The sequence below is a fragment of the Roseibium sp. MMSF_3544 genome, from assembly GCF_030732845.1.
In the GTDB taxonomy this organism is placed as follows: domain Bacteria; phylum Pseudomonadota; class Alphaproteobacteria; order Rhizobiales; family Stappiaceae; genus Roseibium.
In genome coordinates, this window is the sequence record NZ_JASHKA010000001.1 from 583,805 (window position 1) to 607,040 (window position 23,236).

Here is a 23,236-nt window from a genome sequence, read left to right on the forward strand (position 1 = left end):
CGCAGCCGGTTTCGCTGCCGCTCAGGATATCAAAAGCCTTCTAGCACGATCTTGCCCTTCGCGGTCCCCGTTTCAATGAGCGCATGGGCTTTCCGCATGTTTGCGGCATTGATGGGGGTGAGAACGGTGTCGAGGGTGGTGCGGATGCGTCCTGTATCGATTTCGCCGGCGACATAGGTAAGCAGCTCGTGCTGTTTGATCATGTCCGGTGTCTGAAACATCGCTCTTGCAAACATGAACTCCCAGTGAAGGCTCGCTGCTTTCAGTTTCATCCTGTCCATGGGCATCGGCAGATCTGTGTCATCAATGGCGACGATGCCACCTTCGGGGCGAATGAGCTCGACTGCAGCGTGCCAGTGGCGCATGTCGTTGAAGATCGCGATGTGGTCAACATAATCGAAGCCGAGCGCGCGGACCTGGGCAACCATATCCTCGCGGTGATTGACAACTTCGTCCGCTCCCAGATCCCGGACCCAGTTTGTTGTTTCCGGACGCGAGGCGGTCGCGATGATTTTCAGGCCGGCAGCCTTGGCCAACTGGATGCCAATCGAGCCAACACCGCCGCCGGCTCCGATGATCAGGATGCTTTCACCTTTGCTGCCGCCATCGCGGTCGATGCCGAGCCGGTCGAAGAACGCTTCATAGGCGGTCAATGTCGTCAGGGGCAGGGCAGCTGCCTCCGCGAAACTCAATGACTGCGGCTTTCGACCGACGATGCGCTCGTCAACAAGTTGAAATTCGGCATTCGAACCGGACCGGGTAATGTCACCCGCATAGTAGATCTCGTCGCCTGGCTTAAAGAGAGAGACTTTCGGCCCCACGGCTTCAACAACACCTGCCGCATCCCAGCCAAGAACACGTGGCGTTTCCTCTACGGCCTCTTTCGGGGCGCGCACTTTCGTGTCGACCGGATTGACCGAAACGGCCTTGACCGCAACGAGCAGATCGCGCCCTTCGGGCACGGGTTTCGGCAGGTCGACATCCAGAAATGAACTCGGGTTCTCGATCGGTAAATAGTGAGTCAGGGCAACGGCTTTCATGGATCTCTTCCAAGACTGAATCAGCGGGCGCGAATTGGAATCACACCCTTGTTGATTGGAGATTTTCAAATGGCTCGAGTCAGCCGATTACGCTCATTTCGTTCAATGTGAACTCGGCAACAGCGCCCTCGGTGGCGGTCATGTAGGCCGCAAGATGCGGGGCGCTCATGTGAGTCTGCCACAGGTCCCGGTTTTCCCAGTTCTCGTAGAACATGAAATGGGCCGGGTTTTCATTGTCCTGATGGAGATCGTAGTTGATGCAGCCCTCCTCGGCGCGTGTCGTTTCGATCAGTTTGAGGAGTTCGGACTTCACCAGTTCGATCTTGTCGGGGTTGGCTTTGATGTTGGCAACGATGGTGAGCTTGGCCATGGGTCTGTCTCCTTGTTTGGCAATGAGTGCTAGGGTTCGTCCCCTAGATAGCTGCTTGACGAATTCGGATAAACAGGCCGTAATCGGAGTAACAATCCGGGATTTCCGTATAATGTTACTCGACAATATTTCCTTGTTTCTCCTGATCGTTGAAAGGGGCAGCCTGGTTGGCGCCGCCCGTGAAGCGGGTCTTTCACCGACGACGGTGTCCGAGCGGTTGGCGGCACTTGAGACCCATTACGGCGTGGTCCTTTTGAACCGGACGACCCGCTCAATCAGTCTGACGGAAGAGGGGCGCACACTTGTCGAGGGCGCAAGAACCGTTCTCGGGGAGGTAGAGGACCTGGACAACAGGATTCGCACTGGCGCAAAGCGTCTGTCCGGCCTGATCCGGATCAGTGCGCCAGAGGATGTTGGACGGAACATTATTTCCGGCGCGATCGCCGACTTTCAGTCTGCGCATCCATCGATCACGATAGATCTGCATCTGTCTGACGGGTATGTCGATATCGTTGGTCTGGGGATCGATCTTGCGGTCCGCTTCGGCGCCATCAGCGACAGCACTTTGAGGGTAAAGCACATTGCCACGCGCCGCCGCATCGTGTGTGCGTCGCCTCACTATATACGCAAGCATGGCTTACCTCAGACACCTGCCGACTTGAGGGACCACAACTGCCTTTTGATGCGCTTCGGTCAGAACATAGACAATTTATGGGAGTTCGGGCGTGACGGCGTAAAACACGCTGTCAGGGTCGGGGGCAAACTGATTGCAAATGATGGTGCTCTTGTTCGGCAATGGTGTTTGGAAGGGCGCGGGATTGCGCTCAAATCGGAATTTGATTGTGCGACAGACCTGCATGAGGGCAATTTGCTGGCGCTTCTTCCCGACTTCGAACCACCCGGTTCACCGCTGCAAATTCTCTTTCCGCCTGGCCGAGCTCAAGCTCGCCGGGTTCGTGCATTTGCCGACCATCTGGCAAAGGTCTTTCGAGACGTAGCCTAGGGTCGCTTTGGATTAGGACTGCGCGACAGGCAGCGTCCAGCGGGCGCTGAATTCGGTGGCAAGGTGATCGATGAGCGCGCGCACCCGGCGCGTCAGATGACGGTTCGGCGGATAAAGGGCATAAAGGCCGAACGTGTCGGTTGAAAAGTCTGGTAGCACGTGTTCCAAACACCCTTCCTTGAGCGCGTCTTCTATCGCGTATAGCGGCGCAATCGTTATGCCCAGACCTCCCATGGCCATACGCGCCAAAGCGCCCGGGGAGTTCGAGCGGACGCTTCCGTTCAGTTTGAGAACCTGCTCGTCGCCATTCGATCGGAACCGCCAGATGTTCATGCCTGAGCTGTTGCCGTCGACGAGACAGGTATGGGTGCTCAAGGCTCTTGGGTCCTGAGGCCGCCCATGGCGCTCGAGATAGTCGGGCGACGCACACAGCACGAGCGGCATATCGGCAAGCTTGCGAGCTATCAGCGAGGAATCTTTCAAGGACCCTATACGGATCGCAAGGTCCAGCCCTTCTTCCACAAGCGACAGCCTGTTGTCGGTGAGCCGCATGTCCAGCTCCACATCCGGGTTTTGGCGCAGAAAGGGCGCCAGAGCCTCGCAGAGCCGAGTACTGCCAAATCCTGTCGGCGCGGTCAGCCTAATCTGACCGGCAAGTGCGCCTTGACGTTCGCGCACAAGTGAATCCAGATCGTCGATCTGTTCCAGGATCGGTCGGCAGTGTTCCAGATAAGCTGCACCGACATCGGTCAGCGACACACTGCGCGTCGTGCGATTGAACATCTGCGTCTTGAGCTGGCTTTCGAGCTGCTGAACATATTTGCTGACAAGTTTCGTCGAGAGGCCAAGTCGGCGCCCGGCAGCGGTGAAAGAGCCTTCCTGCGCAACGGCAACAAAGGCGCGCATTGTTTCAATTCTGTCCACGAGAAATCGTCCTCCGCAGCACTGATCCGGTCGGAACATATTGTCTATGATTTGTACATAATCATTGAATGAAATCGAGGATTATTTCTGATTTGGGTAAGTGGCATATTCCCATCAGCGCATCGGACAGGTGTCCGGTACCGCTCCAAGACGAGACATTTCAGGGAAAACCACCATGAGCAACGCCATCCGCATCCATAACTTTCCGCGGTCCGGTCACTGTCACAGGGTCGAACTCTTCGCCAATCTGACCGGGATCAACCACGAGCTGGTTTTTGTCGACCTGGCAGCCGGCGAGCACAAGAAAGAGCCGTTTTTGTCGTTGAACCCGGCTGGAAAAGTACCGGTGATCGAAGACGACGAGACGGTCGTCAGAGATTCCAACGCGATCCTGGTTTATCTGGCGCGCAAATACGCTCCCGACTGGTTGCCTACCGATCCCGCCGAAGAAGCCGAAGTTCAAAGATTCCTGTCGATGGCGGCAAACGAACTCGCGAATGGACCTGCGGCTGCGCGGCTTGTGACCGTGTTTGGCGCCCAGCTCGACGCGGAAAAAGCCCAAGCGATCGCGGCTTATGTGTTTGACATTTTGGAAACACATCTGGATGGACGCGAGTGGCTGGTTGGCCAGACGCCATCAGTCGCCGATGTTGCAATCTATTCGTACACCGCCCATGCGCCGGAAGGAAACGTGTCGCTCGATCCTTACCCGAACATTCGGGCGCTCCTGAAACGTATCGAGGCGCTGCCCGGTTTCGTGGCCATGCCGGCAACCAAGGTTGGCCTTGCTGCCTAGCGCGTTCTGACCGGGCGTGTTTCAGACATGTCCGGTCTCTTGCCCCTGGAAAGGAGAACAGTGTGAGACCGATGGTTCAAATGCCCAAAGCAGCATCGCCGTTCCATGATGGTGAGCGCAAGGTACAGGAAAAACTCGGTGATCGTGACGTCGAGCTCTGGGCCCAGGGTGCAATTCGTGACTTCATGCCGGACCAGCACCGGACCTTCTTTAAGGCACAGCCATTTATGGTCGTCTCCGCCCGCGATGAAAGCGGCCGTCCTTGGGCGACCGTGCTTGAGGGAGAGGTCGGGTTTGTGCAGTCGTCCAACCCGGTTTCGCTGGAGATCTCTTCGCGGCCGGCAAAAGGTGACGCGCTTGAGACCGCTCTGGCGGCGGGGTCTGAAATCGGCCTTCTGGGCATCGAACTGGCAACGCGCCGCCGCAACCGGGTCAACGGCAAAGTGGTGTCGTCGGACGAAACCGGGATCCGTTTCGCGGTCGGCCAGTCTTTCGGGAACTGCCCGCAATACATACGCTCGCGCGAATACTGGTGGAACACGGAAGAACCGGCAGGGCCAGCCCATAGAGGAACCGCTCTGACAAATGTTCAGGCAGACTGGATAAAGAACGCTGACACTTTTTTCATTGCGAGCGGGCACCGCGGAGAAGGTGATAGCCGGGCCTATGGCATGGATGTCTCGCATCGCGGTGGGGAACGCGGTTTCGTGGAGGTCATCGATCCGCAAACGATCAGGTTCCCGGATTATGCCGGGAACAGGTTTTACAACACACTGGGCAATATTCTTGTTGATGAGAGAGCTGGTTTTCTTTTTCTGGATTTTGCGACGGGAAGCCTGTTGCAACTGACGGGCAGGGCATCCATTGACTTCGATTCAGATGAGGTCGCCCGTTTTCCGGGCGCCCGCCAGCTCGTCACGCTTGAAATCGGCGAGATTGTCGAACTCCGGTCGGCCTTGAGATTGCGCTGGCAACAAGACGGCAGCACAGCCCGTTCTCTCCGGCTCGTCGAAAAGAAAATGGAAAGCGCGGACGTGACATCTTTCGTCTTCGAAGCGCGTGACGGCGGCCCGCTTGCGCCTTTTCAGGCCGGCCAGCACCTGCCGATTGAAGTTATGATCCCTGAGGTTGGCGCCAAGGTTCAGCGGTCCTATTCGCTTTCCGGTTCGCCAAGTGAAAACCGGTACCGGATTTCGGTGAAACGGGAAGCAAAGGGGCTGATGTCCAGATTTCTCCATGATCACCTTGATACCGGTGCAATGCTGGAAAGCCGGATACCTGCCGGCGACTTTGTGGTGGAGGACGGAGAGGGGCCGATTGTCCTCGTCAGCGCCGGCGTCGGGATAACCCCGGTCCTGAGTATGCTGCATCAGCTGGTTGCGCAGGAAAACGGCCGCGACATCTGGTTCGTCCATGGTGCGCGCGATGGTCTTCACGCGCCCTTTCGCGAGGAACTTGCCCGCCTGACGGATGGCAGGACAAACCTCCAGACCCATACAGTTTTCAGCCGTCCCGCTTCACAAGACAAGAAGGGGCAGGACTATCAGGAAGAAGGGCGGGTCTCGGGGGCTCTCTTGTCGCGCCTGGTTCCGGACAAGAAGGCAGCGTTTTACCTTTGCGGACCTGCCGGTTTTCTCGCCGAGCTCAAAGCTGATCTGAGCGCCAGGGGTGTTGCGGAAAACAGGATCCACTTCGAAACGTTTTGAGAGTGTGGAGCCCGTTGCCGACCACCCCGCCGGGGTTGCCCCGGCAGCCTCACGAAAGCGTCATGAAAAAAACTGCGTGGGTTGCAATTTTCCGCTTGCGTGGAAACTCAAACGAGCGCATATAGCGCCTGCCCAAATTCGCACGTGCCCGAGGTCGTTCATGGGGTGTTGTCCAAACATCTCTTAAGGGGCCGCTGCCACAAAAACCGCCAAGGGGCGGGCAGCAGATCCGTACGGCTTAAAGCAACGACGTAAGAGGGCTTTTTTGGTCTCTGCCGGGGGTTCCAATCTCCGGCGTCACTGAAGAGGCACTTGTTACATCCTTGCCCGACGTGCGGCTCGGTATCTCCGATCCAATCAACGGCATTCCCGACGCGGGAAAGCGTTTGCGTGCACGTTCGGTGCTGCATTCGCCCAACCGTCGCCGCAGTCAACCCGGCCTCCGGTTCCATCCCGGGGGAGGCCCGGTGCGTATTGCGGCACCCTGCGACGTGAACTGCAGCGCGCCAACCGGAATTTGCGCGCCTGCGGCCTGATTTGAAAGGGGAGATCCCCATGAGCGAGCGGATCCGTGACTTCCTGCAACGACGTGACGATGATGGTCCTTGCGTTGTCGTTGACCTCGACATCGTCCGTGACAACTTCGAGGCATTTGCCCGGTCCTTGCCCGACACCTCTGTCTACTACGCCGTGAAGGCCAACCCGGCGCCGGAAATCCTGTCGCTTCTGGAAAGCCTTGGATCTTCCTTCGACTGTGCTTCCGTTGGCGAGATCGAAATGGTTTTGGCAACCGGTGCCGATCCCGACCGGATTTCCTACGGCAATACCATCAAGAAGGAGAAGGACATTGCGCGTGCCTTTGAATACGGCGTCCGCCTCTTCGCAGTCGACTGCGTCGAGGAAGTCGAAAAAATCGCCCGCGTCGCTCCCGGTTCCAAGGTCTTCTGCCGCGTCCTTTGTGACGGCGTCGGCGCCGAGTGGCCGCTCTCCCGCAAATTCGGATGCGACCCGGAAATGGCGCCCGACGTCCTGGAACACGCGCACCGTCTCGGTCTCCAAGCCTACGGTGTCTCCTTCCACGTCGGATCCCAGCAAGCCAATCTCGAAGCCTGGGATTTCGCTCTCGCCATGGCGGCAAGCGTCTTCCGGGAAATGGCGCTGCGCGGCATCGAGTTGAAGATGGTCAATATGGGTGGCGGGTTCCCGACTCGCTACCTGAAGGACGTTCCGGGCGTACCGCGCTACGGCGAAGCCATCTTCCAGGCGCTGTCCAAGCATTTCGGTAACCGGCTGCCGTCAACCATTATCGAGCCCGGCCGCGGCATGGTTGGCAACGCCGGCATGATCGAAGCCGAAGTCGTCCTGATCTCCAAGAAATCCGCTCAGGAAGAAGTCCGCTGGGTCTATCTGGATATCGGCAAGTTCCACGGGCTGGCCGAAACCATGGACGAGGCGATCCGCTATCCAATCCGCACCCCGCGTGATGGCGACCGGACCGCTCCCTGCGTCCTGGCCGGACCGACCTGCGACAGCGTCGACGTTCTATATGAAAAGACGCCGTACGAGCTGCCAGTCAGTCTCTCCATCGGTGACAAGGTGCTGATCGAAGCCTGCGGTGCCTATACGACGACCTATTCGTCGGTCGGCTTCAACGGATTTGCGCCTCTGGCATCCTTCGTCATCTAGGAATTGCCGACATGATTGCGATTGTCGACGAGGCGCCGGATCACACCGGCGCCCGCGAGGCGCTGCTTGACCTCAGCTTCGGGGAGGAGCGCTTCACAAAGACCTCCGAGCGGCTGCGCGAAGGCCGTTTGCCGGTCCTCGCCTTTGCTGCGTTAGATGATGCCGGCACCTTCGTTGGAACTGTCCGGCTCTGGTCTGTCACTGATCGGAACGGTGCGGAAAGCCTGTTGCTCGGACCGTTGGCGGTCGCGCCGGGACTCCGGGGTGCGAGGATCGGCGACCGACTGATGCGGCACGCGCTCACCCAGGCCGCAATGTACGGTCATGGCTCGGTCATCCTGGTCGGTGATCTGGGGTACTACGCTCGATTCGGGTTTTCATCCGGTTTGCTCGACAAGGTCACATTGCCGGGACCAGTCGCACATGCGCGGTTTCTCGGGGTTGATCTTGTTCCCGGTCAGCTTGCGATGCTTGAAGGTGCCCTTGCGGCCTGCGGGGAGCCGAGCGGTGGAGCGACCTACCGTGCAAGTATACCTGAAGACCTCATTGTTACATCGGCGTAGATGGCTTGGTGGCGTCAAGAAAATTGCGCGTCAAAGACTTGAAATCCGGACAAAAACCGGTCACCTGTAAGGCAAGGCGCAACAAGTGCGCTTCTCTATGGGGAACATGATTGAGCCGGCCCGACCACAATTTCACCGGGTGGCAAAAAGGATTGGAGTTTACAACATGACCGACGAATCCAACGGCGGCGCGCCGAAGAAACCGGCCTCGAGAGCCGCGGCGAAACGCAAGCCTGCGGCGAAGCCGGCCGCAGCAAAACCTGCTGCAAAGGCTTCTGCAAAAGCTCCAGCCAAAACTGCCACGAAACCTGCTGCGAAATCCGCCGCGAAAGCGGCAGCTAAACCTGCTGCGAAAGCCCCGGCGAAGGCAACAGCGAAATCGCTAGCGAAAGCCGCAGCAAAGCCGGCCGCCACGAAGCCGGCAGCGAAAGCCTCGGCCAAACCCGCTGCGAAAGCCCCAGCGAAACCAGCCGCAAAGCCCGCGGCAAAGCCTGCAGCAAAGAGCACTGCAAAATCAGCCGCATCAAAGACGCCGGCGAAGGCCGCGGCAAAACCAGCCGCGACCAAGGCGCCTGCGAAATCCGCGGCCAAACCCGCGGCGAAAGCCCCGGCGAAACCAGCTGCTAAGCCCGCGGCAATGGCGGCTGCCAAGCCTGCTGCCAAAGCCGCAGCAAAGCCAGCTGCAACGAAAGCGCCTGCCAAATCTGCGGCCAAACCCGCCGCGAAGGCCGCTGCGAAGCCGGCGGCGAGACCTGCAGCAAGGGCAGCAGCCAAGCCCGCGGCAAAGGCGGCAGCAAAGCCTGCTGCGAAAGCCGCAGCAAAACCTACGGCAACGAAGGCGCCTGCGAAATCCGCTGCGAAGCCGGCGGCAAAAGCCGCCGCAAAAGCCCCGGCGAAAGCAGCTGCTAAGCCCACAGCAAAGGCCGCTGCCAAGCCTGCGGCAAAGGCAACAGCAAAACCAGCTGCAGCGAAGGCGCCTGCGAAATCTGCAGCCAAGCCTGCTGCAAAAGCGCCTGCGAAAACGCCGGCAAAGGCAGCAGCAAAACCAGCTGCAGCGAAGGCGCCTGCGAAACCTGCAGCCAAGCCCGCCGCAAAAACCGCAGCCAAGCCTGCGGCAAAGGGAGCAGCCAAGCCTGCGGCAAAGGGAGCAGCAAAACCAGCCGCACCTAAGGCGCCTGCGAAAGCCGCCGCCAAGCCAGCTGCAAAAACGCCTGCGAAACCTGCAGCGAAAGCTCCGGCAAAGGCTGCAGCAAAACCTGCCACGAAAACATCAGCGAAACCGGCTGCCAGGCCCGCAGCCAAAACCTCAGCAAAGCCCGCGGCGAAAGCTGCTGCTACGAAACATGCGGTCCATGGAACCATTACCGGACCGCTGGTGATGATCGGCCTCGGGTCCATCGGCAAGGGAACGCTGCCCTTGATCGAACGCCACTTCAATTTCGACAAGAGCCGCTTCACGGTGATCGATCCGGTCGACACGGATGCGAAACTGGTGACCGACAGAGGCTACAAGTTTCAGAAGGTTGCCCTCACGCCGGACAATTACAAAGACATTTTGACACCGCTTCTGAAGGAAGGAGAGGGGCAGGGGTTTGTCGTCAATCTCTCGGTGGACACGTCTTCTCTCGATCTGATGAAGCTCTGTCGGAAGCTCGGTGTTCTTTACATCGACACGGTCGTTGAACCGTGGCTTGGGTTCTACTTCGATGAAAACGCCTCGGCAGCCGATCGTACGAATTATGCGTTGCGTGAAACCGTACGCAGAGAAAAGAAGAGGAGACCGGGCGGCACGACGGCCGTGTCGTGCTGCGGTGCCAATCCGGGCATGGTGTCCTGGTTCGTGAAAAAGGCGCTGGTCGACGTTGCGAACGAAACCGGCGTCAAGTTCAAGGAGCCGTCGGACCGCAAGGGCTGGGCCAAGCTCATGAAGAAGGTCGGCGTCAAGGGTATCCATATCGCCGAGCGGGACACACAACGTGCCAAGGAACCGAAGCCGCCGAACACGTTCTGGAATACATGGTCCGTGGAAGGGTTTCTGTCAGAAGGGTTCCAGCCGTCAGAACTTGGCTGGGGTACGCACGAAAAGTGGAAGCCGGCCAACGCAAAGAGCCACAAGAAGGGATGCAACGCGGCTATCTACCTGGAGCAGCCCGGCGCCAACACGCGCGTACGCACCTGGTGCCCGACGCCCGGTGCCCAGTTCGGTTTTCTGGTAACGCACAACGAAGCGATCTCGGTCGCGGATTACTTCACGCTGGAGGACGGCAAGAAGGTCACCTACCGACCGACTTGCCACTACGCCTATCACCCGGCAAACGACGCAGTCTTGTCGCTTCACGAACTCTTTGGCGCTGCGGGCAAGGTTCAGGAGAAACTGCACGTACTGGAAGAAGACGAAATCCAGGACGGCATCGATGAGCTTGGAGTCCTGCTCTATGGCCACAAGAAGAATGCCTACTGGTATGGCTCCCAGCTCTCTGTCGAGGAAACACGCAAGCTGGCGCCTTATCAGAACGCGACCGGTCTTCAGGTGACCTCCGCCGTGATCGCAGGCATGGTCTGGGCTCTGGAAAACCCGGAAGCGGGCATCGTTGAAACCGACGAGATGGACTACAAGCGCTGTCTTGAAATCCAATTGCCCTATCTCGGGCCGGTCAAGGGGTACTACACCGACTGGACACCGCTGGATGGCCGTCCGGGTTTCTTCAAGGAGGACCTGGACAAGAAAGATCCCTGGCAGTTCAAGAACATTCTTGTGCGCTGAGGGTAAGTTGAAAGACGTGCCGTCCCGGACATGATCCGGGACCTCTTTCAGCCATGGGCCCCGGCGCAAGGCCGGGGCGGCCAGGTATTCCAATCAGCTTCAATTCCCGAGCTTCGCCACGCCAAGCGGGACGTTGAACTTACGGCACCAGATGTAAACTTCGTTGTACTTGGAAGTGTCGATGCCGCCGATCTTGTAGCTCTGCTTGCCCTTCAGTTTCTTCAGGGCACCAAGATCTGTCTTCGGGTCATATTTTCCATTCTTGCCAAGGCCGACACGCGGGTCCGGTGCGCCGTCGAGGCTGAAGTTGCTCTGCAGAACGACATTGTTGCTGCTGAGTTCGGTCTTGCCGGTTGTTACGTGGTTGCTGCGCCCGGAGAAATTGCCGGAACGAGCGCCGCTGCCAGCAAGGGCCGGCAGGCTTCCTGCCGACACGGTTGCGGCCGCCAGTCCGGCGGTGAGTGCGAGGAACTGTCTGCGGTTCGTCATGGTCTGTGATCCTAATCTGCCCAAAAGGGTCATCGGGGAAGTCCGGTAAAGGCTGTTCGGCCTGTGCCCTAAGATTGGCTCGAGCACTTGCCATTGAAATGCACATTCCGATCCCGAGGCGTCACAAGATAGCGAGTGGCACTTTACCGGCAGAGAAGGCTCCAGTTCGGCCTTATCATTACAAATCATCCAGATCTCTGGATTGCATCACCCTTCATGCCTACCTAACGCTTCGCGGTGGAAGGAACCGCGTGCGGGACTGAGTCTTTTGATGCGGCAAGCCGAGCGCTTGCGCACCAGGACCTTGTCCAATCTTGAAACAAACCAACTATCCGGGCCTGAAAAATGAGTGTGCTGTTCGATGCCGGGTTGCTGCTGGTGGCGATCCTTGTCTTCTTTCTTGCCGTTCTCGGCTACTTTCTGGTTTCAAACATGTTTCAGTCGGAGAACCGGCGCGGACTACTTTCCAAAGACGGCGTGACGTTCGTGATCGCCGGCGTCCTGTTTCTTGTCTTTACGGCAAGCTACATGGAGATTTTCGAGTTTGCGTTCCGCCTGCCTTACCCGGCCTTTGTGGATCTCGGGATCGGGCTACTGGCGGTTCTTGTGTCTTCGGCTGCTGCTTACCGGCTTGCCGGGGTCTTGTCGAAACGCAGGGCGCGCGTGAGGTGATCCATTCCGTTGCGCAACGCACAAAGGAAACCTGTTAAATCTACTGATACAAAGATTGCCTTCATACAACCCGGGTGCTATTCGGACGTTATAACAAAATAACGTACGCATAGACTTATGCATCAGGGTTTAAATGTCTGAAATTGCTGAAAGAGTCAGGTCAATTGTTGCCAGGAATCTGAATCTCGCGTGCTGGATTATCACACCCGATTCTACTTTAAGTAAGTTGGGCGCCGACAGTCTGGACGCCATCGGCCTGATCATGGCGGTCGAGCGGGAACTCGGGTGTTGCCTGCCAAGCGACGCCTTCAGGGCTGGCGAACTCATGGAGGGAGAGTGGACGTTCGGAGCGTTTGCGGGAGCTGTCGAAAGCTCGGTTCAATCTGCTCAACAGACGTCTGCACGATCCTCCGCGGCCTGACTTGATGCCGGATCTTCGTGTCAGACACGGTTGCAACGGCCAGATCAAATCGGGCAGGCTGGGACGCTGATTTGCGTGTCTTTCCTTCCATTCTTGATTGGCTGTTCGAACGATGCTTCTTACGACGGAATTCAGCCTCAGGCTTGCCAAAGTCCTGATCACCGCCAGCATCAGCCTGTTTGCTTTCGTTGCCGGGCTCTCGAACGTCTTCGATCCCGACACGAACCTTCGGTTCGTCATCCATGTGATGAACATGGATTCGGTATTTCCTGATAATGCCTTTGCCTGGCGCGCCGTCGAAAACCCGGTGCTTCATAAGGCTGCATTCTGGTTCATCGTCGCTGTAGAACTCGTCGTGGCCGTGCTGTTGCTGACCGGTTCCTTGAAGCTTCTCCAAAACCTTCGGGGCAGTTCCCAAGAATTTCATGACGCCAAGACCTGGGCTGTGCTGGGGCTGTTGTTGGGCGTATTGCTCTGGTTCACCGGCTTCATGGTGATCGGCGGAGAGTGGTTTTTGATGTGGCAATCGGAGACGTGGAACGGCATTCCGTCGTCCTTCAGGTTCACCGCCGTCATTTTTCTGAACCTGCTATTCCTGGCCACGCCGGAGAGCTTTGGTGACAGCTCGCACAAAGGCATGAGTGAGTAACGGTTCTGCCGTCCGGTGGTTCAGGACGAATGTCTCGATGCCGGATCGGGTGGCGGCAACAGCCGGACCACATCAATCGGTTCTGCTTTTCCCTTGACCTTTTGCGGGCCGATCTCTTCCTGTTTGAAATCCGCGCCGAGGTTCTTTGCAACATCTCCTGACACCAGGATCATCACTTCGGCACTATCGTCGATTTCCTTGCCGAGGCTTTCGAGCCGCGCTGCTGCGTTCACGGTATCGCCGATCACCGTGTAGTTGACGCGCTCGGGTGCGCCAATGTCACCGACAACAAGCGGACCCATATGCACGCCGACGCGGATGCGCACAGGTGGCTCTCCGCGTTCCTGTCTGGTTTCGTTGTCCCGCTGGATGGCCTCAGCCATGCCGAGTGCTGCGCGGGCGGCCTGTTCTGCCGGATTTTCCAGATGGTCAGGCGCCCCCCAGAACGCCATGACGCTATCGCCGATATACTTGTCGATGGTGCCGCCTTGCCGGGTGATTTCAGCGCCGAGAAGAGACAGGTGATGGTTGACGAACGCTGCGGTCTGACTGGCTGACATGCCCTCCGATGCAGCCGTGAAGCCGGCAATGTCGGTGAAGAGCACGGCGACTTCCCGGTCTTCCGGTGGAGCTTCCGCCCGGCCTTCGCTCAAAAGCTTCTGTACCAATGTGCGCGGCACATACCGGTTGAACGCCGTCAGGCCGCCGACCATGGCATTGAAGCCTTTCGCCAGATCGTCCAGTTCGCGAATGACCGACGGCGGCAGCGGTTCGACCTCGTCCAGTTTCAGATCGGCAACTTCCTTGGCTGCCAGCGCAGCCCGGCGAACGGGGCGAGCGATGCGGCGCGCCAGAAGAATGGCCCCAAGAAGCGAAACAAGCAGAAGCCCGAGGCCGACAACAATGGCGATCAGAAGCGTCTGAAGTGGCTGGTCCAGGAACTCGGCCGGAAAGTGAACGCCAATACGGGCAGGAAGGCCCTTCAGGCTTTCGCTTTCCTGATCGACGATGATGAACCTCTTTTCGCCGTCTCTGTCATACCCGGTGTGAAGGTCAAGATTGTCGGCAATGTCGTAGTCCGCATTGTTGATCTTCTCCATCTCGGCATAATCGGAGAGAAAGAGATCGGATATCTGGCTGACATGCAGAAGCGGACTATCCGCGCTCAAGTCCTCGAAATTCTCGTAAAGAAGCGGATGCGCAACAATTTCGTGGCTGTCCTGCTTCATCAGAAAGATGATGATGTCGTCCGTCGAGATGTTCCACGTCATGTCGGAAATCCGTTCCAGGGACATTCCGATCATGAGAGCGCCGCGATACGATTCACCTTCGTACAGAGGCTGCGCGTAGATAAAATAGGTGTGCTTGCGGCCTGGCATGTAGAGCGGTTCGCTCCAGAACGGTTCCTTCTGGCCCGCCGCCTTTTCCGTGACCGGCACCAGGCTCGGAATTTCCGCGGCAAGATCGACTTCACCGCCGAGCAAGTCGCCTTCAGCATCGCCCCGGTCGACATCGACGCCAATCCCTTGCGCGTCAACCATCACCATGAACGAGACCCTGTCCTGCGGAGCCAGAGCGCCGTAAATGAAGGTGACCAGCAAGTCCGGATCGTCAAAAGTGAGCTCACCGAGCGCCCAGCTGGCGCGGGTGTAGTTCGCCGTTTCGGTGACTGCGTGGAGCTGTTCGACGAACGCCGATTCAGCGGTGTCCATGCCCAGGTCGACAAGGCCGCCACCCAGTTGCCGAACGACATTTGCCGACGTGATCGCCTGCACGATCAGGATTGCGGCAGCAGTGACGACAACGAATGTCCCGATGACAGTTGCCAGGGTTGGCGTGATAAAAAGTTTATTGCGAAACAACACCGTGAATTCCCGGGACCGCGGAGAGATCATCGAAGAGCCAATAGTGTCATAGCGGTTTCAGCGCGCTCGTTCGACGGCTTTTTGCAATTGACGCTGTTCCTTTGACGGAAAACAACAAAAGACCCCGAAAGCTGTGCTTCCGGGGCCAGTGTTTCGGGAGGGTCCAGTCTTGTCAGGATGCCTTCTGAGGCTCCTCGAACGTCTGACCGTAGTCGACGGCAACTTCGTAGTCCGGGTCTTCGAGCACGGAGACTTCAACCATGTTTCCGGCCTTGGCGAGCAGCTTCTTGCAGTCCGGAGACAGATGGCGCAGGTGCAGGCGTTTGCCGGCGTTTTCGTATTTGGTAGCCAGCGCGTCGATCGCTTCCAGACCAGAATGGTCAACAACGCGGCTGTCCATGAAATCAACGACGACATCCTGCGGGTCGTTCTGAAGGTCAAACAGGTCAACGAACCCTGTTGTTGAGCCGAAGAACAGGGGGCCAGTCAAACGGTAGACCTTCCAGCCTTCCTTGCTGGTGCCAATGCGGGCACTGATGCGGCTGGCCGCGTTCCAGGCATAGGCGAGGGCGGAGATGATGACCCCGACGACCACGGCAACAGCCAGGTCGGCGTAAACGGTGACGCCGGTGACGATGACCATCACAACTGCGTCGGTAAGCGGGATCTTGTGAACGATCTTGAGGCTGGCCCAGGCAAACGTGCCAATCACGACCATGAACATGACGCCAACAAGTGCGGCGACCGGGATCTGCTCAATCAGCGGCGATGCGATAACGATGAAGGACAGCAGGAACAGAGCCGCGGCAATGCCGGATATCCGTGTTCTGGCGCCCGATTTCACGTTGATCATCGACTGCCCGATCATGGCGCAGCCGCCCATGCCACCGAAAAAGCCGGTCACGATGTTTGCCGAGCCCTGCGCGACGCACTCTTTGGAAGCGCCACCCTTCGTGTTGGTGAGATCGGCGACCAGGTTGAGCGTCAAAAGGGATTCGATCAGACCGATGGCCGCGAGGATCACCGCATAGGGCAGGATGATCTGCAGCGTTTCAAGCGTCAGCGGAACCATGGGTATGTGGAATTCGGGAAGGCCGCCTGCAATGGAAGCAAGATCGCCGACCGAGCGCGTGTCCAGGTTGAAGCCGAGCACGAGCCCGGAGACCACCAGGATCCCAGCTAGAGGCGCCGGGAAGGCGGTTGTGATCTTCGGCAGGAACCAGATCACCGCCATGGTGAGCGCAACCAGGCCAAGCATCAGATAGAGTTCTGTGCCCCACATCCATGTCAGACCACCCAAACCGTCGGGAACCTTGAACTGGCCGAGCTGGGCAAGGAAGATCACGATGGCGAGGCCATTCACGAAGCCGAGCATGACCGGATGCGGCACCATCCGGATGAATTTACCCCACCTCAAAACACCGACGCCAATCTGCAAGATGCCCATCAGAACAACGGTCGCGAACAGGTATTCAACGCCGTGCTGCGCGACCAGTGACACCATGACAACGGCAAGTGCGCCGGTTGCACCGGAGATCATGCCCGGCCGTCCGCCGATGCAGGCCGTGATCAGGCCGACAAAGAATGCTGCATAGAGACCGACAAGCGGATTGACACCCGCAACGAATGCGAAAGCAACAGCTTCAGGAACAAGTGCCAGCGCGACCGTCAGGCCAGCCAGCAGTTCCGTTTTGATGCGCGCGGCATCCATTTTGGTCGATTGTACAGGCGCAATGGCCTCGGCACGTGCTGACAAGACGGGCTCCAGACAGTTCTGATTTGGTTGAGACGGTCACCCAGGCGGGCCGGGACGTACGCATTGACCTGGATCAATTCTGTCCCTTTTAATCGATTTGCTGCAATGCAGCAAGAGTGGGCGCGAATATCAGCTATGCACACAAGCACGACAGCGCATCTTGCCCCGGTATCAATAACTGTTCCGATGTTGGGATTGTTTCTACCGGAAACATTCCAGTAATCCAGAGTTGTAATGCGCTTACGCAAGGAAATCTGGTTGTTTTTCTACCGGGTTTTTTCGGTTGTATCTTAACTCGGTAAATTTATTCTACGGTTGACGTGCTTCCGCTGCGGGAGCGCCATGAGGGGAAGTGGGGGAGCATTGATCTTGCGTTGGCTGGTCAAGATTGGGCTGGTTGTGCTTTTTCTAAGCACTGCGACAGGCGTCCAGGCGCAGAAAAAGCTGGTGTTTTCCACGATCGAGATGGTGCCAAACGGGCAAATCGGCTCTGAACTTCTCAAGCACGCTTATGCCAAGCTTGGCATCAAGGTCGAAATCTATTTCACCTCGGGAAAGCGGTCCCTCATTGTGTCTTCGACCGGCGTTGTTGACGGAGAGGTCCTTCGCGTCGGTGCCGTTGGGGCGAAATTCCCGGAACTTCTCAAGGTCGATGTCCCGCTGCTGCGGTTGCAAAACCTTGTGTTCGTGAACCGATTGAGAAGTTCAGGTGAAGTGTTCATTGACCTCAAGAATACCAGGGTTGGACACCTTCAGGGTGTTGTGCAGCTCGAAACCTATACCAAGGATTTCCATCACGTTTGGGAGGCGGAGTCCTTTCAGGAACTCTTTGAGATGTTGTCGCTCGGAAAACTGGACGCCGTTATCGCAGAAGAGACAGCCGGCAGGATCCAGATCCATGCTCTGGACCTGGACAGTGTCGTCACGCTGGACAAGGCCGTCATGCCGGTAGATCTCTACCACTTCATTCACGAGAAAAACGCAGCGCTGCTGCCAAAAATCACAGAAGTCCTTCAGGAAATGAAAAACAGCGGAGAGATGGAGCAAATCATCAAACGCAAGACTAAGGACATCGTCATCGGCAATCTGCCAGGCAACTGTTCCACCTGTTAATTCGCGCTCTGGTGTCAGATCAGACCTGTTTTCGGATCTGCACCAGGTATCTTCCCGCAGCGGGATTATGGAAGAAGATCAAGTGCGTGTGCGGTGCCTGTTGCTGCTCGTGATGCTAAAAACACTCGACGCGTGTCGCCTGGAAGAATAGAACCAAAAGAAGTCATTCCAGGGAGACCTCATGAAGCCGACCAACCCGGTTTTTACCGGCATAGACACAACTGTCTTTGAAACCATGTCGCGTCTCGCCATGGCGCATAACGCCGTCAATCTCGGACAGGGGTTTCCCGATGTCGACGGGCCGGACGATATTCTGGAAGCGGCGGCGAATGCGTTGACGGAAGGGCCGAACCAGTATCCTCCGATGCTGGGATTGCCGGAGCTTCGAGAGGCAGTTGCAAGAAGTAACAAGCGTTTTTATGGCTTGGACATTGACCCGCAAAGCGAAGTTCTGATCACGTCCGGCGCAACCGAAGCCCTGGCGGACAGCATTCTGGCTCTGGTGTCGGCCGGAGACGAAGTCGTTTTGGTCGAACCGCTCTACGACTGCTATCTGCCGCTGGTACGCCGCGCCGGCGGCATTCCTGTCAGGGTGCGCGTCAATCCGCCGAACTGGGATCTGAACGCCGACGCTCTCCGTGCGGCGTTTTCGCAAAACACCAAGGCAATTTTGATCAACAATCCGATGAACCCGACGGCAAAGGTGTTTTCGGAGTCCGAATTGCAGCTGATCGCCGAGCTCTGCAAGCAGCATGACGCCTATGCGATCTGCGACGAGGTTTACGAGCATCTGGTGTTCGACGGAGCCCAGCATCGGCCGCTCATGACTTTCGATGGCATGCGCGAGCGGACCGTGCGTATCGGCTCTGCCGGCAAGACGTTCTCGCTAACCGGCTGGAAAGTAGGCTATGTCACCGGACCGGCCAATCTGATCGATCCGATCGCCAAGGCGCATCAGTGGGTCACTTTCACGACACCGCCCAATCTGCAGAAGGCCGTTGCCTACGGCCTCACGAAAGAAGACGACTATTTTCAGAACCTCGCCGAAGAGTTGATGGCCAAGCGCGACAGGATGACCAGAGGTCTGCGATCCGTGGGCTTTACGGTGTTGCCCTGCGCGGCGACCTATTTTCTCACCTGCGGTTTCGACGGGATGGGCCTTGGAAACAACGATGTCGCGGCTTGCGAAACACTCGTACGCGAAGCCGGTGTCGCGGCTGTGCCGGTGTCTGCGTTTTATGGCGGGGATGCGCCCACTGGCTATATCCGGTTCTGCTTCTGCAAGAAGGACTGGGTGATCGACGAGGCCGTAGCGCGCCTCGCGGCTTTTTTGGCCGCAAGAAATGCCGAATCCGCTTAGCTTGGCGTAACGCTGACAATCAGAATGAGAAACTATATGGACAATCCGGCTCTGGTGGATGTTACCCGTGGCAGCCTCACGGAGAGCACACACCGTGGCAGCGTCGCAATCGTTGATGCAAACGGACGGCTTGTTTGCGGGATTGGCGACATCGAGGCCAGGGTTTTCCCCAGGTCCGCGATCAAAGCCCTCCAGGCGTTGCCGCTGGTTGAGTCCGGCGCGGCCGACGCACTCGATCTCTCCGATGCGGAACTGTCGCTGGCCTGCGCGTCTCACAATGGTGAGGAAATTCATGCAAACGCCGCGCGTGTCATGCTGATGAAGGCGGGTTTGACAGAGGATGATCTTGAGTGTGGGCCGCAATGGCCAAAACGCATGGAAGATGCTGCCAAGCTGATCCTGGCCGACGAAGTTCCCTGTGGGTTACACAACAACTGTTCGGGCAAACATGCCGGCTTTCTCGGACTTGCAAAGACGATGGGCGTTGCGACACGTGGCTACGTTGAGCCCGGCCACCCGGTGCAACGCGAAGTGCGTCTTGCCATAGAGCAGATGACCGGGGACACACTGACCGACGATGTCTGTGGAATTGACGGCTGCTCGGTTCCGACCTATGCCTCGCCGCTGCGGAATTTTGCCAAAGCCTTCGCTGTTTTTGGCTCCGGGGAAGGGCTGGAACCGCTCCGCGCCGATGCAGCGCGCCAGATATACGATGCCTGCATCAACGAACCCTACATGGTTGCCGGGGCAGGCCGTTTCTGTACGCAGGTGATGGACGGGTTCAAAGGCAGGGTTTTTGTAAAGACCGGTGCTGAGGGTGTCTTTTGCGCCGCTATTCCGGAACTTGGCTTCGGTATTGCGCTGAAGTGCGACGACGGCGCGACACGGGCTGCCGAAGTGACGATGGCCACTGTTCTGGAAGCTGTGCTCGACCTCAATGAAGACGAAGCTGAATTGCTGGACAAACTTGTCAATCCACCGGTTCTTACACGCCGTGGCACCCAAGCGGGGCATATCAGGCCCCGAGAGGAATTCCTTTCGACCTTGAAAACGTCTCTTCCCTAGATCTTCCAGGTTTAAATTTCTTTTTTCATCAGAACTTTATTTGAATTTCTTGAAGTTTCACTCCAGCCTAAGTGCGTATAAAGAGAAACATTTTCCGGCATGCCGACATGGGTCGCGAGGTGTAGTTCGCGAACGCCGTTTCGGATGGCCGTGTCTTCAACGGCGGCGAGCAGCATCTTTCCCAGGCCGAGGCCCTTGAATGCTGGATCAACCGCAATGTTCATCAGGTGGGCAACACCTCCATTCATTTCCAAAATGGCGCATCCGGCGATCTTGCTACCTGTCTCGGCGACCAGCACGACATTCTTTTCAACGTCCTCTTCCAATCCTGCCGAGACGTCCGGAAGATCCGCCAATCGCTTCTTTACCGGTGCATAGGCCTGGTCGATACAGTGTTTGATGGCAGGCACATCTTGCAATTTCGCCCTGCGGATGGATGCTGCCTGGTTTGTTGTTTTCATTGGAGTTTCCTTATGGCGCACCGCCCGGGCCTGTCGTTTCGTTTCACCCATGCGATCACACGCTCGCCGTCTGAAAGCGTCGCAAACGGTATCCGCGCTGTCGACAGTGGTGACCCGGATTGCGCCGCGTTCCGGGCAGAACATGATCTTTATGTCCGCGCGCTGCAAGAGGCGGGCCTGCATGTCGATATGTTGCCACCGCTCGAAGAATTTCCTGACAGCTGTTTTGTCGAGGACCCTGCTTTTTGTCTTCCCGAAGGTGCCATCCAACTAAGGCCAGGAACGGCAAGCCGCAAGGGAGAGGGCGACGCGATCCGCACCGCGCTCGAGGCAAGGTTCGACAGGGTCGTTGAGCTGCCGGGCTCTGGCCACGTCGATGGCGGTGATGTGTTGATGTTGGATGACGTGATCCTGGTGGGGTTGTCGGCGCGCACAGACGTGGCAGGAGCCGAAGCCTTTGTCGGGTTGCTTGCTGATTGGGGATATTCGGCAAAGGTCTGCGAAACGCCAGAGGGCGTTCTACACTTCAAGACCGCGTGCTCAACGCTCGGCGACGGCGTCATTTTGGCGACGAGGGCGATGGCGGACAGCGGTTTCTTTGGCGACCGAACGATCATTATTGTTCCGGAAGGGGAAGAGTATTCAGCCAACGTCATCCGGGTGAACGACGTGGTGCTTGTGCCGGAAGGGTATCCAAAAACTCTTGCGGCCATCGAGGTAGCGGGCTTCACAACCGTCGTTTTGCCGACACATGAGGCGCGCAAGCTCGATGGAGGGCTCTCCTGTCTTTCTCTGCGCTTCGCGACACCATCTTGATGAGATCAGGCGCTGACCTGATTGCCCGATACGGTCAGGTTGGCATAGCGCGAACTTCCGTTCAGTTCGCCAGTGGCTGCTTCCAGCCATCTGTAGCCCTTGATGGCTCCGAGTTTTGATCCTTGAACGATATTGTTGGTAATGGCGGCAGGTCCGGCGCCGTCGACCACCGTCACGGCAATGCCCGTTCCGCAGTCCCGCAGCACATTCTGGGATGCTGCGATGTTGCGCATATAGGGACCCCAGCCGAGCAGCATGCCAAATTTCGGCGCGCCTTCGATGACGTTGCCGGTCAGTGTCGTGTCGGCTTCCGCGGCAATGCCGATGCCAAAACCAGCGACTTCCGGCGGGTACGGGCCGTCTTCGGAGATATTGCGAATGAGATTGCCGGAACAGACCGACATGCGTCCACCATCCATGAAGTTGGCAATCGAAATGCCGGTGGTGGCGCCATCAACGATATTGTTGGCGATGATCGCACCCTGGAAGTTGAATTCGGAATAGATCGCACATTCGCCGGATCTCAGACAGGAATTGCCGAGAATCTGCACGTTCGAACCGCTGTTCGACCGGATGGCGGAAAAAGCGCAATCTGTGACGCGGTTGTTGGTAACCATCACGCCGTGGGCTCGGAAAACGTTGATGCCGTTGCCGAATTGACCGGTGCCGCCGTAACGGGCACCAATGCGTTCGATCCGGTTGCCGGAGACGATGGTGCCATCCTCACCATCGCGCCAGCGGTGGACCCAGATGCCTCCGTTTGCACAGTCGGTCACCGTGTTTCCGGTGATCGCAAGCCCATCCGCTTCGTTGGAGCGAAGGCCTGCTTCGGCTGCGCCGTATATTCGGCAGTTCTCGACACGGCCAGAACAGCGGTCAAGCACAACGCCCATTTTCGAAGAGCCTGCGATATCGCAATTGTCGAGCACCAGGTTGCGTATGCCGACAAAGTGGAGCAGGCCTTCGGTGAAGTCACCAATGGAGCGGTTGGCTCCGTCGAACGTGATCCCATGCAGACCGATGTTGCTGACGCCTTCCGCGCGGATCAGTTGGCCACCGCCGCCCTGATAAACGAGCCGGGTGCGGCCAGGAACACCAACGATCAGAGTGCCCGACGGCAGGCGTAAATTGGCGACCGGGTAGGTGCCAGCCGGCAGAAACAGGGCGCGACCGCGCTCAACTGCTCGGTTGACAGCATTCTGGAACTGGGCCGTCTGGTCGTCGGCGGCATTGGGAAGCAGGCCGAGATCCGCAGAATCGATCGACCCCCGGAGATCCGCGACTTTCATTTGTGCCGCCGCAGCTGTCCCGGAAAGGCACAGGGCTGTCCCGGCAAGAAACGCCCGGCGGTTCAATTTTGAAGTTTCACGTGTCATCGGCGGTGCCATTTGCTTGAAACGTCCCAGGATGGGAAACGGATCGGGTTTTCACCCTGAAATCAGCAAAGGGCATGCCGAAATGGCTGATTTGGCCGGAAACTGGGTTAACAAGAACCGCCTGCCCATCGTCCTGAGGAGCCGCAGAAGCAGCGTCTCGAAGTGTGGGCGGAATACTCCGGAATACGAGGCCCGTCCTTCGAGACGGACCTGTTGGTCCTCTTCAGGATGAAGGGGGAGCTCACAGCGAAGATCCCGGATCGGCTTCTAGTTAGCTGCAGAGCGCGGCGCAGGGTCGGGAGGGCTAAGTGCATCATCAAAATAGAGAACCGGCCGGGACA

The 23,236-nt window shown here is 57.9% G+C and carries 22 protein-coding genes; 13 read left to right on the forward strand and 9 right to left on the reverse strand.

Translation table 11 applies throughout. The features are described 5' to 3' along the window. Positions 1 to 29: 29 nt before the first annotated feature. Complete coding sequence (locus RBB47_RS02635) at positions 30 to 1,040, reverse strand: zinc-binding alcohol dehydrogenase family protein (protein ID WP_305984172.1); 1,011 nt, start codon at positions 1,038 to 1,040, stop codon at positions 30 to 32. A 79-nt stretch (positions 1,041 to 1,119) separates the two neighbouring features. Further along, complete coding sequence (locus RBB47_RS02640; protein WP_305984173.1) at positions 1,120 to 1,410, reverse strand: putative quinol monooxygenase; 291 nt, start codon at positions 1,408 to 1,410, stop codon at positions 1,120 to 1,122. Positions 1,411 to 1,522: 112 nt separating this feature from the next. Between RBB47_RS02640 and RBB47_RS02645 the strand changes: the two genes are divergently transcribed. Beyond that, positions 1,523 to 2,413: a LysR family transcriptional regulator gene (locus RBB47_RS02645; protein WP_305984174.1), complete on the forward strand. Its 891-nt coding sequence runs from the start codon at positions 1,523 to 1,525 to the stop codon at positions 2,411 to 2,413. A 12-nt stretch (positions 2,414 to 2,425) separates the two neighbouring features. On the opposite strand, the gene RBB47_RS02650 is transcribed toward RBB47_RS02645, so the two are convergent. After that, on the reverse strand, positions 2,426 to 3,337 hold the full coding sequence (locus RBB47_RS02650) for a LysR family transcriptional regulator (RefSeq protein WP_305984175.1): 912 nt from the start codon (positions 3,335 to 3,337) through the stop codon (positions 2,426 to 2,428). Between the two features lie 175 nt (positions 3,338 to 3,512). Here RBB47_RS02650 and RBB47_RS02655 point away from each other — a divergent pair, with 175 nt between their 5' ends. The 4 genes from RBB47_RS02655 to RBB47_RS02670 all read left to right on the forward strand — a co-directional run bounded on the left by RBB47_RS02655 (position 3,513) and on the right by RBB47_RS02670 (position 8,088). Then, on the forward strand, positions 3,513 to 4,133 hold the full coding sequence (locus RBB47_RS02655; RefSeq protein WP_305984176.1) for a glutathione S-transferase family protein: 621 nt from the start codon (positions 3,513 to 3,515) through the stop codon (positions 4,131 to 4,133). Positions 4,134 to 4,204: 71 nt separating this feature from the next. Then, complete coding sequence (locus tag RBB47_RS02660; protein WP_305984204.1) at positions 4,205 to 5,839, forward strand: pyridoxamine 5'-phosphate oxidase family protein; 1,635 nt, start codon at positions 4,205 to 4,207, stop codon at positions 5,837 to 5,839. A 555-nt stretch (positions 5,840 to 6,394) separates the two neighbouring features. Continuing rightward, positions 6,395 to 7,525 carry a type III PLP-dependent enzyme gene (locus RBB47_RS02665; RefSeq protein WP_305984177.1) on the forward strand — a complete coding sequence of 377 codons (1,131 nt, stop codon included), beginning with the start codon at positions 6,395 to 6,397 and terminating at the stop codon, positions 7,523 to 7,525. Between the two features lie 11 nt (positions 7,526 to 7,536). After that, positions 7,537 to 8,088, forward strand: coding sequence for a GNAT family N-acetyltransferase (locus RBB47_RS02670; protein WP_305984178.1), 552 nt, complete (start codon positions 7,537 to 7,539; stop codon positions 8,086 to 8,088). Positions 8,089 to 8,247: 159 nt separating this feature from the next. Here the strand turns inward: RBB47_RS02670 and RBB47_RS02675 are convergent, their stop codons facing one another. Further along, positions 8,248 to 9,534 carry a hypothetical protein gene (locus RBB47_RS02675; RefSeq protein WP_305984179.1) on the reverse strand — a complete coding sequence of 429 codons (1,287 nt, stop codon included), beginning with the start codon at positions 9,532 to 9,534 and terminating at the stop codon, positions 8,248 to 8,250. On the opposite strand from RBB47_RS02675, the gene RBB47_RS02680 reads away from it, so the two are divergent. After that, entirely contained in the window at positions 9,467 to 10,852 is a 1,386-nt protein-coding gene (locus tag RBB47_RS02680; RefSeq protein ID WP_305984180.1) for a homospermidine synthase, read from the forward strand. The two genes, RBB47_RS02675 and RBB47_RS02680, sit on opposite strands and share 68 nt — an antisense overlap. A gap of 99 nt (positions 10,853 to 10,951) precedes the next feature. On the opposite strand, the gene RBB47_RS02685 is transcribed toward RBB47_RS02680, so the two are convergent. Further along, positions 10,952 to 11,341: a DM13 domain-containing protein gene (locus tag RBB47_RS02685; RefSeq protein WP_305984181.1), complete on the reverse strand. Its 390-nt coding sequence runs from the start codon at positions 11,339 to 11,341 to the stop codon at positions 10,952 to 10,954. A 345-nt stretch (positions 11,342 to 11,686) separates the two neighbouring features. On the opposite strand from RBB47_RS02685, the gene RBB47_RS02690 reads away from it, so the two are divergent. From RBB47_RS02690 to RBB47_RS02700, 3 genes are all read left to right on the forward strand, one after another. Beyond that, positions 11,687 to 12,013 (forward strand): hypothetical protein, encoded by a 327-nt coding sequence (locus RBB47_RS02690; RefSeq protein ID WP_305984182.1) that lies wholly within the window; start codon positions 11,687 to 11,689, stop codon positions 12,011 to 12,013. Between the two features lie 133 nt (positions 12,014 to 12,146). Continuing rightward, a complete protein-coding gene (locus RBB47_RS30985) occupies positions 12,147 to 12,434 on the forward strand; it encodes a phosphopantetheine-binding protein (RefSeq protein ID WP_371932727.1) in 288 nt (95 codons plus the stop codon). Positions 12,435 to 12,546: 112 nt separating this feature from the next. Beyond that, positions 12,547 to 13,083 (forward strand): DUF2165 domain-containing protein, encoded by a 537-nt coding sequence (locus RBB47_RS02700; RefSeq protein WP_305984184.1) that lies wholly within the window; start codon positions 12,547 to 12,549, stop codon positions 13,081 to 13,083. Between the two features lie 20 nt (positions 13,084 to 13,103). Here the strand turns inward: RBB47_RS02700 and RBB47_RS02705 are convergent, their stop codons facing one another. After that, positions 13,104 to 14,948, reverse strand: coding sequence for an adenylate/guanylate cyclase domain-containing protein (locus RBB47_RS02705; RefSeq protein ID WP_305984185.1), 1,845 nt, complete (start codon positions 14,946 to 14,948; stop codon positions 13,104 to 13,106). A gap of 172 nt (positions 14,949 to 15,120) precedes the next feature. After that, positions 15,121 to 16,659: a SulP family inorganic anion transporter gene (locus RBB47_RS02710; protein WP_305984205.1), complete on the reverse strand. Its 1,539-nt coding sequence runs from the start codon at positions 16,657 to 16,659 to the stop codon at positions 15,121 to 15,123. A 414-nt stretch (positions 16,660 to 17,073) separates the two neighbouring features. Between RBB47_RS02710 and RBB47_RS02715 the strand changes: the two genes are divergently transcribed. The 3 genes from RBB47_RS02715 to RBB47_RS02725 all read left to right on the forward strand — a co-directional run bounded on the left by RBB47_RS02715 (position 17,074) and on the right by RBB47_RS02725 (position 20,242). Next, a complete protein-coding gene (locus RBB47_RS02715; protein WP_305984186.1) occupies positions 17,074 to 17,817 on the forward strand; it encodes an ABC transporter substrate-binding protein in 744 nt (247 codons plus the stop codon). A gap of 181 nt (positions 17,818 to 17,998) precedes the next feature. Beyond that, positions 17,999 to 19,177 (forward strand): aminotransferase, encoded by a 1,179-nt coding sequence (locus tag RBB47_RS02720; protein ID WP_305984187.1) that lies wholly within the window; start codon positions 17,999 to 18,001, stop codon positions 19,175 to 19,177. Positions 19,178 to 19,213: 36 nt separating this feature from the next. Continuing rightward, positions 19,214 to 20,242: an asparaginase gene (locus RBB47_RS02725; RefSeq protein ID WP_305984206.1), complete on the forward strand. Its 1,029-nt coding sequence runs from the start codon at positions 19,214 to 19,216 to the stop codon at positions 20,240 to 20,242. A gap of 11 nt (positions 20,243 to 20,253) precedes the next feature. On the opposite strand, the gene RBB47_RS02730 is transcribed toward RBB47_RS02725, so the two are convergent. After that, entirely contained in the window at positions 20,254 to 20,754 is a 501-nt protein-coding gene (locus tag RBB47_RS02730; RefSeq protein ID WP_305984188.1) for a GNAT family N-acetyltransferase, read from the reverse strand. On the opposite strand from RBB47_RS02730, the gene RBB47_RS02735 reads away from it, so the two are divergent. After that, positions 20,716 to 21,519 (forward strand): dimethylarginine dimethylaminohydrolase family protein, encoded by an 804-nt coding sequence (locus tag RBB47_RS02735; RefSeq protein ID WP_305984189.1) that lies wholly within the window; start codon positions 20,716 to 20,718, stop codon positions 21,517 to 21,519. The genes RBB47_RS02730 and RBB47_RS02735 overlap by 39 nt on opposite strands. Positions 21,520 to 21,524: 5 nt before the next feature. Here the strand turns inward: RBB47_RS02735 and RBB47_RS02740 are convergent, their stop codons facing one another. After that, positions 21,525 to 22,895: a TIGR03808 family TAT-translocated repetitive protein gene (locus tag RBB47_RS02740; protein ID WP_305984190.1), complete on the reverse strand. Its 1,371-nt coding sequence runs from the start codon at positions 22,893 to 22,895 to the stop codon at positions 21,525 to 21,527. Positions 22,896 to 23,236: the final 341 nt, after the last annotated feature.